This window comes from Corallococcus sicarius (assembly GCF_003611735.1).
Lineage (GTDB): Bacteria > Myxococcota > Myxococcia > Myxococcales > Myxococcaceae > Corallococcus > Corallococcus sicarius.
Genome location: NZ_RAWG01000011.1, coordinates 1 through 12,598, shown reverse-complemented (window position 1 = coordinate 12,598; position 12,598 = coordinate 1). Strand labels below are relative to the sequence as shown.

The 12,598-nt window shown below is 69.1% G+C and carries 10 protein-coding genes; 5 read left to right on the top strand and 5 right to left on the bottom strand.

Features of this window, described 5'->3' with window-relative positions:
• Positions 1 to 5: 5 nt before the first annotated feature.
• Genes D7X12_RS02765 through D7X12_RS02755 form a run of 3 tightly spaced genes read left to right on the top strand, consistent with a single transcriptional unit; the run spans position 6 to position 1,970 of the window.
• Entirely contained in the window at positions 6 to 389 is a 384-nt protein-coding gene (locus tag D7X12_RS02765) for a DUF4150 domain-containing protein (RefSeq protein WP_120623706.1), read from the top strand.
• 30 nt (positions 390 to 419) lie between these two features.
• Positions 420 to 1,394, top strand: coding sequence for an AHH domain-containing protein (locus tag D7X12_RS02760; RefSeq protein WP_120623705.1), 975 nt, complete (start codon positions 420 to 422; stop codon positions 1,392 to 1,394).
• Between the two features lie 18 nt (positions 1,395 to 1,412).
• Entirely contained in the window at positions 1,413 to 1,970 is a 558-nt protein-coding gene (locus D7X12_RS02755) for an imm11 family protein (protein ID WP_120623704.1), read from the top strand.
• A gap of 80 nt (positions 1,971 to 2,050) precedes the next feature.
• On the opposite strand, the gene D7X12_RS02750 is transcribed toward D7X12_RS02755, so the two are convergent.
• Both D7X12_RS02750 and D7X12_RS02745 read right to left on the bottom strand, forming a co-directional pair.
• Positions 2,051 to 2,539 carry a GNAT family N-acetyltransferase gene (locus D7X12_RS02750; RefSeq protein ID WP_120623703.1) on the bottom strand — a complete coding sequence of 163 codons (489 nt, stop codon included), beginning with the start codon at positions 2,537 to 2,539 and terminating at the stop codon, positions 2,051 to 2,053.
• A 5-nt stretch (positions 2,540 to 2,544) separates the two neighbouring features.
• Positions 2,545 to 3,831 (bottom strand): MFS transporter, encoded by a 1,287-nt coding sequence (locus D7X12_RS02745; RefSeq protein ID WP_120623745.1) that lies wholly within the window; start codon positions 3,829 to 3,831, stop codon positions 2,545 to 2,547.
• A 190-nt stretch (positions 3,832 to 4,021) separates the two neighbouring features.
• Here D7X12_RS02745 and D7X12_RS02740 point away from each other — a divergent pair, with 190 nt between their 5' ends.
• Together D7X12_RS02740 and D7X12_RS02735 are read left to right on the top strand one after the other, a co-directional pair.
• On the top strand, positions 4,022 to 5,593 hold the full coding sequence (locus D7X12_RS02740) for a carbohydrate-binding module family 20 domain-containing protein (RefSeq protein ID WP_120623702.1): 1,572 nt from the start codon (positions 4,022 to 4,024) through the stop codon (positions 5,591 to 5,593).
• A gap of 183 nt (positions 5,594 to 5,776) precedes the next feature.
• On the top strand, positions 5,777 to 6,757 hold the full coding sequence (locus tag D7X12_RS02735) for a hypothetical protein (protein WP_120623744.1): 981 nt from the start codon (positions 5,777 to 5,779) through the stop codon (positions 6,755 to 6,757).
• Between the two features lie 106 nt (positions 6,758 to 6,863).
• Here the strand turns inward: D7X12_RS02735 and D7X12_RS02730 are convergent, their stop codons facing one another.
• From D7X12_RS02730 to D7X12_RS02720, 3 genes are all read right to left on the bottom strand, one after another.
• Entirely contained in the window at positions 6,864 to 10,022 is a 3,159-nt protein-coding gene (locus D7X12_RS02730) for an efflux RND transporter permease subunit (protein ID WP_120623701.1), read from the bottom strand.
• A 25-nt stretch (positions 10,023 to 10,047) separates the two neighbouring features.
• Entirely contained in the window at positions 10,048 to 11,211 is a 1,164-nt protein-coding gene (locus D7X12_RS02725; protein WP_120623743.1) for an efflux RND transporter periplasmic adaptor subunit, read from the bottom strand.
• Between the two features lie 38 nt (positions 11,212 to 11,249).
• Positions 11,250 to 12,598 (bottom strand): TolC family protein (locus D7X12_RS02720; RefSeq protein WP_244224316.1); only part of this gene is annotated, 1,349 nt, incomplete at its 5' end.

Sequence of the window (12,598 nt, the reverse complement as noted above, 5' to 3'; positions counted from 1 at the left end):
CACGCATGGGAACGACAGTCTTCGCCAATGGCCGGGGCATCGCGACAGAGGACAGCGGAGGACAGAGCCTCGTCTTCCCGGACGTCTGCAAGACACCGTCTCCCGCGGGCCCGGTGCCGCTGCCGTATCCGAATGTCGGCATGTCCTCGGACACGTCCAAGGGACCGAAGAAGGTCACCATCAACGGGAAGATGCCCATGGTGAAGGGCGCCCAATACAAGAGCACCAGCGGCGACGAGGCGGGGACCGCGGGAGGCGGCGTGGTGAGTGGCTCCACCAAGGGACCGGCGGAGTTCATGCTGTATTCGTTCAACGTGAAGTTCGAAGGGAAGAACGTCTGCCGGCTGGGGGACCCGCTCTTCCACAACAAGAAGAACATCATGGGCTGAACGCGCCACGGCGCTGAAGGGAGGGCTGCGATGGAGACGCTGGAGAAGATCGCCGTGGCGATGGCAGAGGAGGTGAAAGCGAAGTGTCCCTTCCAGGAGAACTGGGTCGCCGGGGAGTCGCTGGAAGAGGAGCCCGAGAGCATCGAGGACGATGACCGGGACTCGGTCGTGGAGCTGCAGGCCAACAACGGTGGCGTCCTGGGCACCAACCTGGCCAACGCTTCCCCGGGCAAGGCGGGTACGGTGGGGGGGCCGTGTCCTCCTCCTGAGATGAAGAAGGAAAGGCAGGTGGATACCGACCGCACCGGAGTCACGGTGTATGTGCCGGGAGCGGATGGTGTGGAGGACCAGGGGCTGCCGTTCACGGTGGCGGCGCACCACCTGATTCCCGGCAACGCAGCGCTGAAGAGAAGCCAGTTGTATGACTTCATGAGGAAGGGCGGAACGGTCCAGTCCGGTGGCCAGTCGTGGACCATCTCCGCGCATGTGGGCTACAACATCAACGGGTGCCACAACGGCGTATGGCTGCCTGGCAGCTATGCCATCCGTGCCGGCAAGACGAAGATGAAGGACACGTGGTCGAAGCTCCGGGACTCGAAACCCAACTGGTGCATCAACTACGCAGCCTCCGTGGTCAAGGTCGCGGGCGGGCAGTTCCATGACACGCACGTCGACTACAGCGAGAAGGTGCAGGAGGAGCTGGACAAACTCACGGTAGCTTTTTTCAGCCATCTCAAGGTTTGTGAAGACTGCAAGAAGAAGAGCGAGCTGCCGCCTCCCTACCTCGTCAAGGACAGGCTGTATGCTTTTTCCGAATATTTGAAAGGGCAGCTCCTGGCCCCTCCCAGCGCCTGGGAGAGTCCCTGGTTCGCGAGTGACAGCTTGCAAAAAGCGATCTTCTCGGAGGCCAACGTCCCCAAGGTGTCCAAGACCTTCACAGATGCCTACAATGCCGCGCACAAGTATCTGAAGCGTGCTGCGGAAGATGACCGCGCTGACGCGTGAGGAAGAGAGGAACGCTTCATGTACTACGTCATGGCTTGCTCGGGCCCGGTTCCCATTGCCGCGATGGATCAGGCACCGCGGCTGCCGGGTGGACCCTGGTTTACAGGTGCGCGCATCGACATCCAGGTGCCCCAGCCGCTCCAGTACACCCTGAGCTCCACGTACCGTGGCACTCCGAAGGCCTTCTACGGCCCCGGCGTTCCCCTCATCCGGAACGACCTGGTGGGCGCGCTGCGAGAAGCAGGCGTGGACAACTTCGAGCTCTTCGACGCGGTGCTCAAGGACCCTGTCACCGGGCAGGAGCGCCACGACTACAAGGCCTTCAACGTGCTGGGACTCGTGGCCGCGGCCGACATGGACAAGTCCCAGCGAGCCCCCATCAACCTGGAGTCGGAGATGATTGACGTCTTCTTCGACAGCCTCGTCATCGACGCTTCGAAGACGCAGGGGTTGCTCATGTTCCGCCTGGCCCAGAGCGTGAATGCCATCATCGTGCATGAGCGGGTGAAGCAGGCCGTCGAGAAGCAGGGCGTACCCGGGATGGTCTTCTACAAACCGGAGGACTGGTCTGGCTGAGGGCCCTGGCTCCGGCGCCGCGTCCCTACGAAGGGCGCGGCGCCGCGTCCCTACGAAGGGCGCGGCGCTGCTTCATGCCCTCACAGGTCGACGGACATCTCCACGTCCGCGCGCGAGTACCCGGTCTCCTTCGCCAGCTCCGGGCCGCTGCGCGTGAGGACGAAGCCGTGCTTGCGGTACAGCCCCAGCGCCGGCCCGAGCGCGCTGTTCGTCACCAGGTACATCCGCCGGGCGCCGCGCTCCCGGGCCGTGGTTAGCGCGGCGCGCATCAACGCGTCGCCCAGGTCCCGGCCCCGCGCCTCCGCGGCCACGGCCATCTTGCACAACTCGTACGTGTCCCCGTCCGCCCGGCGCAGCGCGCACGTCCCCAGCACCTGTCCGTCCACGAGCGCGAAGAACACCTCGCCGCCCGGGGCGACGAACATCCCGTGCGGGTCCGCGAACGAGTCCAGGTCCGAGCCCTCGATGCGGAAGTCCTTCTCAATCCATTGCCGGTTGAGCCGCTCGAAGTCGGCGCGGAACGCATCCCGGTACGTAACGACTTCCACGGCGGACGGGGCAGGGGACATGGGACTCAAGCCGTGACGGCGGGGGCCGCGGGCTTCTTGCGCAGGAAGAGCGCGAAGATGAGCACCACCAGCGTGATGCCCGCGAAGGTGATGAGGCCGTCCGCCGCGATGCTCGCCCGCGGGCCGATGTTCCGGAACTCCGACGCGCGGCCGTCCAGCGCGGTGGTGTAGCTGATGGCGAAGTTGGAGGCCGCGACGAAGAGCGAGTACTTCGTCGTCACCGCCGCGCCCTCGCTCACCATCTCCAGCACCATGCCCGCGAAGGCGGCGAAGCCCGCGCCGTTCGCGATGCTGTACGCGAGCGTGCCCCAGATGTACGTGGTCGGCGTCATGGGCGCCGCCGCCATCGCGAAGGCACACAGCCCCGTGGCCCCGCCCATCAGCACGTACGCGAGCTTGCGGTTCATCCGGTCCGACAGCCAGCCGCCCACGAGCGACCCCAGCGCCCCCCCGATGCCCATGCCCAGGCCGCTCACCAGCTCCACCGTGCGCTCCGGCACCTGGTACGCGCCCGCCATCGCGCTGAACAGGTTGGTGAGCGCCCCGCAGGCCACCGGCGCCAGACACAGCACCAGCAGGATGAGCCCGTCGCGGCTGAACGCCGTCTTCCCCAGGTCCACCACGATGCCCCTCACCCGCTCCCACGCCGCCTTCAGCAGGGAGCCGGTGGGGACCGTGGACGCGTCGTTCCGTTCGGTGATCCAGAAGATGCCCGCGCCGCTCGCCAGCACCAGCGTGGACAGCACGACGCCCGCCACCTGCCGGGAGTACTGGCTCGCGAGGAAGAGGGCCAGCGCGCCCAGCAGGCTCGTGGCGCCCACGTTGCCCGCCATCTGCCAGCCGGCCGTGCGCCCCTTGTCGGACGCCTTCGACGTCGTGGCCATCAGCCCGTTGAGCGCCGCGTGCGCCGTCGTCGCCGCCGCCTGCAGCGCGGTGAGCATCAACGTGAAGACGCCCAGGTGCCGGGCCGGGTCCGGGAACACCGCGCACGCGAGGATGAGCAGCGCGGTGAGCAGCGTGCTCACGCCGTACCAGACGCGGCGCCACGGCCCCAGGTCGATGAGCGGCACCCACAACAGCTTCCACGCGTGCGGCGAGAAGGCCGCCCCCGACAGGATGCCAATCTGCGCCAGCGGCATCCCGTCCTTCGCCAGCCAGTACGGCACCGCCGTCTGCAGGTAGCCCACGGCGGCGCCGAACTGCACCTCCAGCAGGCCGAACAGGGGAGGCCAGGACCAACGCTCTTCGGCGACCGGCGCCGTGGCCGGAAGGGCCGTCTCGGGTTCAATCAAGGGCAACGCTCGGGGGTGGAAACGAAGGAGGGTGGGATTCTAGACACGGCCCCCGTTCAACAAAGTGCGACGCAGTGCGCCATGTCCCGGGTGCAGCAGGTGGGAGGTCCTGCGTACACGGGCAGTCCTGGTTCACCAGAGAGGGCGGGATTAGCTTGCCGCCGCTTCCTCCCCCAATCCCGAGGTCCCGATGACGATGAAGACCCGCCTCCTGGCCGCCTCCATGGCCAGCCTTTTCGCCGCCGCCCCCGCCGCGGCCAAGCCGCTGGATGGCGCCAGCACCGACGTGATGATCCAGGGCTTCCATTGGAACTCGGCCAGCGCGGGCGGGTGGTGGAACACGGTGAAGAACAACGCGGCCACGCTGAAGGACGCGGGCTTCACGATGGTGTGGCTGCCGCCGCCGTCCGACGCCGCCTCCATCCAGGGCTACCTGCCCCGGCAGCTCAACGTGCTCAACTCCAGCTACGGCACGGAGGCGGAGCTCACCGCCGCGCTGGCCGCGCTCAACGCGCAGGGCGTGAAGCCCATCGCGGACATCGTGGTGAACCACCGCGTGGGCACCGCCAACTGGGCGGACTTCACCAACCCCACCTGGGGCGGCTGCAACGCGGTGGCGAAGGGCGACGAGTGGGCGACGGCCTGCGGCAACCCCGACAGCGGTGAGGCCTACGGCGCCGCGCGTGACCTGGACCACACGCAGACGTTCGTGCGCAACGACCTGAAGACGTGGATGAACAGCCGGCTGAAGGGCGTGGGCTTCGCCGGGTGGCGCTTCGACTTCGTGAAGGGCTTCGCGGGCGGCTACGTGAAGGAGTACGTGGAAGGCACCGCGCCCTGGTTCTGCGTGGGCGAGCACTGGCCCACGAACTACTTCGACGCGAACAACCCCGACAACTGGAGCCAGCAGATTGGCAACTGGGTGACGGCGAACGGTGGCACCTGCGCCGCCTTCGACTTCTCCACCAAGGGCCTGCTCAACGACGCGCTCACCAACAACAACTACTCGCGCCTGAAGGCCATCAGCGGCAAGCCCGCGGGCTTCATCGGGCACTACCCGAAGGGCTCCGTCACGTTCGTGGACAACCACGACACCGGCCCCAGCGAGACGTGCGGCAACGCGCAGAACCACTGGCCGGTGCCGTGCGCCAAGGTGATGCAGGGCTACGCCTACATCCTGAGCCACCCGGGCATCCCCACCGTCTACTGGCCGCACTACTTCAACTGGGGCCTGGGCAACTCCATCAAGGCCCTGATGACGATCCGCAAGAACGCGGGCCTCACCTCCGAGTCCACCGTCAACATCCTGCGCGCGGAAGCGGGCCTGTACGCGGCCATCATCGACAACAAGGTGGCCGTGAAGATTGGCACCACGTCCTGGAGCCCCGGCGCCGGCTGGACGCAGGCCGCCTCCGGCACCGACTACACCGTGTGGACCTCCGGCGGCACCACGCCTCCTCCCACCACCGCCAACGTGGAGTTCGTGTGCAACAACGGCACGACGGTGATGGGCCAGAACGTCTACGTGACGGGCAGCATCACGGAGCTGTCCAACTGGAGCGCCACGGGGACGAACAAGATCCTCAACCCCACCGCGTACCCCACCTGGCGCGGCACCTACGCCATGCCCGCCAACACCTCCATCCAGTGGAAGTGCGTGAAGCGTGACGGCGCCGGCAACGTCGTCTGGCAGGGCGGCGGCAACAACGTCGTCACCACGCCCGCGGCCGGCGCCAGCATCACCACCACCGCCAGCTTCTGAGACGATGCGACAGGCGCCCCGGAGGCAGGACAATCCCGGGGCGTCTGCGCCTGCTTGTGTTTCACCTGTTGCTTGAGTTCCCACCCTCAAGCTGGCACAGGGTCCGCCACCCCCTGGGCGGTGGCCGGACACACCATGGGGTGCCGACGGCCGCCGTCCTCCTGAAACAAGGCGGAAGCGATGATGCGTCGGACGACTGTGCGGAGTGCCGTGCTGTGGCTGTCAGCGGTGGGCCTGCTGGGCGCGTGTGGCGGTGCACCGGAGCAGGGTGAGGACGCGCTCGCGACGGCCGCGCAGCCCCTCATCGCGGCGCCGCCCCTGCCGCTGGGTTCCTTCACCAGCTACGCGAGCCCCCTCGCGGTGGGCAGCGCGGTGCAGTCTTCGACGGGCCTGACGCCGGGCTACGAGGGCTACAAGCTCACCGTCGCGGCGCACACCCAGGTGCAGCTGGAGGTGACGCACCTGGGCAGCTCCATGTACCTGGACACCGGCCTGTTCGTGTACGGCCCCAAGGACGCGAGCGGCAGCTACGGCCACCAGGTGCTGTTCCAGGACGATGACTCCGGTTACGGCGAGCTGAGCAAGGTGTCCCTGGCCACGCTGGACAAGGCCGGCGAGTACCTGGCGGTGGTGGGCTGGAACAACGCGGCGGGCAAGCAGTACCGCCTGCAGGCGTCGTGCGTGGGCGGCGCGTGCGTGCCCAACCCGCAGCCGGCGTCCGCGAACCAGGGGCTGACGCTGGTGGAGGCGCCGGTGGACGCGGGCCTCCAGGCCACGCTCGCCACCGCGAACACCTACCGCGAGGACATGTTCTCCTACCTGCGCAAGTTCGACTTCGCGTGGCCGTACAGCACGCCCGCCACGGTGGACGCCGCTGGCGCCGCGGTGCTGTCCCGCTCCGAGTACGCCGGCTACCGCACGGACGCGGCCCCGCAGACGTTCGCGTACGCCAATCTCCTGACGCGGATGTACTCGCCGTTCCAGCCGCTGCACCCGGCCATCCTCGCGACGTACGGCGACACCGCGGAGCCCGTGCAGGTGAAGAGCTACTTCCGCGAGTTCAGCACCGGCCCCAACGGCGACAACTGGCGCACGCTCAACGTCATCTTCTTCCCGCGCTCCTTCCACGTCATCGTGTACGAGCAGACCGCGCACGAAATCTGACGCGCGCGCTTTCTTCCGAGCCTCGAAACACCACCGCCCTCCTCTTCACGTCCGGAAGGGGAGGGCGGTTTGTCTTTCAGCGCTGGGGTGCAGCCCTGTCGTCAGCTCACGGGGAGTGGGCGGGGACGACGGCCTCGCCCGGGCTTTCCGTGTCGCTGTCGCTCGTGCGCTTCGCGTCCCCGCGCAGCTTCTGCATCAGCACGTAGAGGCCGGGGATGAAGACGAGGTTGACGATGGTGGACACCAGCATGCCGCCGAACACCGCGGTGCCCAGCGAGTTGCGCGCCGCAGCGCCCGCGCCCGACGCCGTCATCAGCGGCACGACGCCCAGGAGGAACGCGATGGACGTCATCAGGATGGGCCGCAGGCGGACCTCCGCCGCCGTGACGACGGCCTCCAGCGCGCTCTTGCCCTGCTCGCGCAGCTGCTCCGCGAACTCCACGATGAGGATGGCGTTCTTGGACGACAGGCCCACCAGCATCACCAGCCCCACCTGACAGAAGACGTCGTTGGCGAAGCCGCGCGCCACCTGCAATCCCAGGGCGCCCATGATGGCCAGGGGCACCGACAGGATGATGACGAACGGGAGGCTGAAGCTCTCGTACTGCGCCGCCAGCACCAGGAACACGAAGAGGATGCCCAGGCCGAAGATGATCAGCGTCTGCCCGCCGGACTCCTTCTGCTCCAGGCTGATGCCCGTCCACTCGGAGGCCATGCCCTGCGGCAGCACCTGGTTGGCCACGCTCTCCATCGCCTCCAGCGCCTGGCCGGACGACACGCCGGGGGCGCCCTGGCCGTTGATCTCCACGGAGCGGAAAAGGTTGTAGTGCTTGATGACCTGCGCGGAGACGATGGGCTTCACCTTCACCAGCGACTCCAGCGGAATCATGTCCCCGGTGTCGGTGCGCGCGTAGAACGACCCGATGTCCTGCGGGCTGTCGCGGAACTGCTGCTCGGCCTGGACGTAGACGCGGTAGGTGCGGCTCGCGTAGTTGAAGTCGTTGACGTACTGGCTGCCCATGTAGAGCTGCATCACGCCGAAGATCTGCTCAATGGGCACGCCCAGCGCCTTGGCCTTCTGGCGGTCCACCTCCACGTCGAGGATGGGGGTGTTGGCGTTGAAGGGGGTGAAGACGCCTCTCAGGCGGCCCTCCTCGTTGCCCCTGGCCACCAGCTCCTGCGTGGCGTTGGCCAATTCCTCCAGCGAGTGGCTGCCGGCGACGTCCTCCACGATGAACTGGAAGCCGCCCACGCTGCCCACGCCTCGGATGGCGGGGGGCTGGAAGGGGATGACGCGCGCGCTGCCAATCCGGCCCAGCGGGCCGCGCAGCCGCTCCACCAGCGCGGCCACCGACTGGTCCTTGCCCTTGCGCTGGTCCCACGGCTTCAGCGCCGTGAACACGGTGGCGTAGTTGGACCCGTTGCCGTTGGGGGAGAAGCCACCGATGGCGAACATCACGTTCACCTCCGGCTGGGCCTTGAGCACGGCCTCCGTCTCCTGGAGCACCTTCTCCGTCTGGGCCAGCGACATGCCCTCCGGGCCCTGCACGGAGATGATGACGTAGCCCTGGTCCTCATCCGGGATGAAGCCCGTGGGCGCCGCGCGGAAGAGCATCACCGTGGCGCCGATGCAGAGCAGGAACGCCCCCAGCACCAGCATGGGGTGGCGCAGGAGCTTGCGCAGGCCCCGGCCGTAGGTGTCGCGCGTCCAGTCCAGCACCTGGTCCACCTTGCGGAAGAAGATCCACTTGGGGCCGTGGTGGTGCTTGAGCAGCCGCGCGGACAGCGCGGGCGTCAGCGTCAGCGCGCAGAAGGTGGACAGGGCCACCGACGCGGCGATGGTGAGCGCGAACTGGCGGTAGATGGATCCCGTGGTGCCCGGGAAGAGGGCCACCGGGATGAACACCGCCACCAGCACCACGGAGATGGCCACCACGGCGCCGGCCACCTCCTTCATGCCCTCGCGCGCCGCCTGGAGCGGTTTCAGGCCCCGCTCCGCCATCAGGCGCTCGATGTTCTCGATGACGACGATGGCGTCATCCACGACGAGGCCCGTGGCCAATGTCAGGCCGAAGAGGGTGAGCGTGTTGATGGAGAAGCCCATCAGGTACACGAACGCGAACGTGCCCACGAGCGACACCGGCAGGGTGAGCGCGGTGATGAGCACGCTGCGCCACCCGTGCAGGAACAGGAAGATGACGAGGATGACGAGCACGATGGCTTCAATCAGCGTGCGCACCACCTCGTTGACGGAGGCGCGCACCGCGAGCGTCGTGTCCGTGCCGGTGCGGTACTCCAGGCCCGGCGGGAACGCCTGCGACAGGCGATCCAGCTCCTTGATGACGCCGTCGCGCACGTCCAGCGCGTTGGCGGTGGGCAGCTGGAAGATGGCCAGGCCCACGCCGGTGCGGCCGTTGAAGCGCAGCAGGGTGGCGTAGTTCTCCGCGCCCAGCTCCACGCGGCCCACGTCCTTCACGGTGACGGCGCGGCCGTCCGTGTTGCGCATGAGGACGATGTCGCCGAACTCCTCCGGCTCAATCAGGCGGCCCCGGGCGCGCACGGCGATCTGGTACGGCTGTTCGTTGCTGGAGGGGGGCTGGCCCACCTGGCCCGCGGCCACCTGGAGGTTCTGCTCCTGGAGGGCGCGCACCACGTCCTGCGGCGTGAGCTGGCGGCGCGCCAGCTCCGACGGGTCCAACCACAGGCGCATGGAGAACTTGCGCTCGCCGAAGATGCGCACCTCGCCCACGCCCTTCACGCGCTTGATGGCGTCCTTGAGGTTCACGTCCGCGTAGTTGGAGAGGAACTTCGCGTCGTAGCGGTTGTCCGGGCTGGACAGGCCCACCGTCAGCAGCATCTGGCTGGAGGCCTTGTTGACGACGATGCCCGTCTGGTTCACCTGCGCGGGCAGGCGCGCGGCGGCGCGGCTGACGCGGTTCTGCACGTCCACGGCCGCGACCTCGATGTTGCGGGTGGGCGCGAACGTGACGGTGATGGTGCTGGTGCCGTCGTTGCTGCTGGTGGAGGTGATGTAGCGCATGTCCTCCACGCCGTTGAGCTCCTGCTCCAACGGGATGGTGACGGCGGACTCCACCACCTCGGCGCTCGCGCCGACGTAGGTGCTGGTGACGGTGACCTGGGGCGGCGCGAGGTCCGGGTACTGCGCGATGGGAAGCGTGGGGATGGCGATGGCCCCCACCAGCGTCAGGATGATGGAGCAGACGATGGCGAAGACGGGCCTGCGGATGAAGAAGTCGACGAACACGGTGTGACGCCCTCTCTCGAATCGCCTAGCGGCTGCCGCCGGTGGTGCCGCCCGCGGCCCTGGGCGCCATGGCGCGGGTGGGGACCTCTTCCGCGCGCGCCGCGTCCGGGCCCTGCGCGGGCTCGGGGTTCAGGGACACCTGCTTCGGAATCACCACCATGCCGTCCTTGAGCATGTGCAGCGAGGACACCGCGACGAGGTCGCCCTGCTTCAGGCCGCCCTCCACCACGTAGGCCATGTCGCCCAGCGCGCCCAGCGTCACCGGGCGGCGCTCCACCACGCTCTTGCCGTCCTTCTTCTCCACCACCATCGCGAAGGGCTGCCCGCTCTGGCGCACCACCGCGAGCGCCGGAATCTGGAGCGCGTCCCGGGTGGAGTACACCAGCCGCGCCCGCAGCAGCTCACTGGGGCGCAGGCCCACCGTGTTGCGGAAGGCGGCCTTCACCTCCACCAGCTGCGTGCGCGGGTCGGTCTGCGGCGCCACGTAGAAGACGGTGCTGCTGAGGATGAGCTTGCCCTGCTGATCCAACAGCTCCAGCGCGGTGTCCGGCTTGAGCGTGCGCGCGCGGAACGCCGGCACCGACACGCTGACCTCCAGCGCATCCGCCTGGGCCACCGTGGTGAGCGTGGTGGTGGCGCTCACGAAGTCACCCACGCGCACCAGCACGTCGCCCATGGTGCCCGCGAAGGGGGCGCGCACCAGGTTGAACTGCAGCTGCACCTGGCGCTGGGTCACCGTCGCGCCGGCCGCGCGCGTGGCGGCCTCCGCGGCCTTCACGTCCGCCTGGGCGCGCTCCAGCTCCTGCACGCTCGCGAGCCCCTCCTTGTTGAGGGACTCCGTGCGCGCCAGGGTGCGGCGCGCCAGCTCCAGGTTCACCGAGGAGGAGCTCTGCTGGGCCTGGGCGCTGTCCAGCGCCGCGGTCTCCTCGCGCGCGTCCACCTCCACCAGCGGCGTGCCCGCCTCCACCTTCTGGCCGGGCTTCACGAGGATTTTTCGCACGTAGCCGGCCACCTGCGGCATCACGGTGACGCTCTGCCGCGACAAGAGCGACCCCAGGTACTCCCCGGTGTCCCGCACCTCGTGCGGCGCCAGCGCCACCACCTGCACCTCGCGCGGCGGGGGCGCGGACTTCGCCTCCACCTTGCCTGAGCAGCCGGCCGCGCCGGCCACCAGGGTCGCGCCCACCATCGTCTTCGTCAGCAGCGCCTTCAGGGGGCGCACCTTCGTCACCAGTCGCACCGGGCCTCCGTGAGGAACGCGTCCAGGCGGGCCTGGACGAGCTCGAATTCCCTCAAAACCACCGCGAGCTGCGCCTGGCGGAGGGCTGCTCCGCTCTGCACCAGCTCCAGACTCCCACCTCGTCCCACCTCGAAGGCCCGCCGGGTCAGCCTGTCCGTCCGGTCCGCGAGCTCGAGGGACTCCGCCGCGGTCTTCAACAGGGCCTCGGCGACTTCCACTCCACGCCGGGCGCGGGAAACCTCCACGCCGACGCCGCGGCGGGTGGCTTCCAGGGATTGCGCGGCCTGCTCCTCCACCCCCGCGCGCTCGCGCACCAGTCCGGCGCGTCCGCCGCCCTCCCACAGGGGGACGGCCAGCACGGCGGAGACGTTCCAGGTGGCGAAGCGGCCAAAGCCGGGGTCGGTGGTGAAGCCGAAGAGGGTGCTGCTCAGGCCCAGGGTGGGCAGGTATCCTGCGGACGCCTGACGCCGGCTCTCCCGAGCCGCCTCCACGTTGGCGCGGGCGGCGACGAGGTCCGCGCGCTCACCCAGCTCCTGCACGGGCGCGCAGTCCCGCCGCGTCTGCTCCACCAGCCCCGTGAGGTTGAAGTCCGGGGTGACGCCCACGCCGTGGTCCGTGCCCAGCGACAGGCCCAGCGACTCGCGCGTCTGGCGCAGCTGTTCGTCCCCGGCCACCAGCGACTGCCGGGCCAGCGCCACGTCCTGGCCCACCCGCACCACGTCCAACTGCGTGCCGGCGCCCAGCTCGAACGAGCGCTGGGTGAGGGCGGCGCGCTCCAGCGCCTGGCGCAGGCCCACGCGGTTGATCTCCGCGGCGCGCTCCGCGGCCACGGTGGCCACCAGCACGTTGGCCAGCCCCTGGGTGAGGCGGCGCTGCGCGTCCTGGAGGTTGGCGACGGACGCCGTCTCCGAAGCCCTCGCGGACGACAGCCCCCGCCACGCGCTCACATCCACCAGGGACTGGGTGAGGGTCGCGGACAGCGTGCCCAGGGGCGCGCTGGGGACCTTGGTCCCGGGCGCCGCGGCCCCGCCACCGACCACCGCGCCACCGCCGCCGGCTCCAGGGATGGAGGGCGTGTCCGGGTTCAGCACGTCCACGCCCAGCCCCGCGGTGGCCCGCGCGTTGGGCAGCAGCGCCGACAGCGACTGGCGCCAGCGGCCCTGCGCCCGCGTCACCCCCGCTTCGGCGAAGCGCAGGTCCGTGGAGCGCTGGCGCACCAGCGTGAGGGCCTCGTCCCACGTCTTCACCTGCTCGGGAGCGGGCGGGACGGGGGTGAGCATCGGGTCGTCCACCTTCGGCTGGACGGGAACCGGTGCGCTCGCAGGGGCCGCGGAGG

Coding starts and splice junctions, on each gene's coding strand:
- D7X12_RS02765 (WP_120623706.1), top strand. CDS start 6: ATGGGAACGACAGTCTTCGCCAATGGCCGGGGCATCGCGACAGAGGAC.
- D7X12_RS02760 (WP_120623705.1), top strand. CDS start 420: ATGGAGACGCTGGAGAAGATCGCCGTGGCGATGGCAGAGGAGGTGAAA.
- D7X12_RS02755 (WP_120623704.1), top strand. CDS start 1,413: ATGTACTACGTCATGGCTTGCTCGGGCCCGGTTCCCATTGCCGCGATG.
- D7X12_RS02750 (WP_120623703.1), bottom strand. CDS start 2,539: ATGTCCCCTGCCCCGTCCGCCGTGGAAGTCGTTACGTACCGGGATGCG.
- D7X12_RS02740 (WP_120623702.1), top strand. CDS start 4,022: ATGACGATGAAGACCCGCCTCCTGGCCGCCTCCATGGCCAGCCTTTTC.
- D7X12_RS02735 (WP_120623744.1), top strand. CDS start 5,777: ATGCGTCGGACGACTGTGCGGAGTGCCGTGCTGTGGCTGTCAGCGGTG.
- D7X12_RS02725 (WP_120623743.1), bottom strand. CDS start 11,211: ATGGTGGGCGCGACCCTGGTGGCCGGCGCGGCCGGCTGCTCAGGCAAG.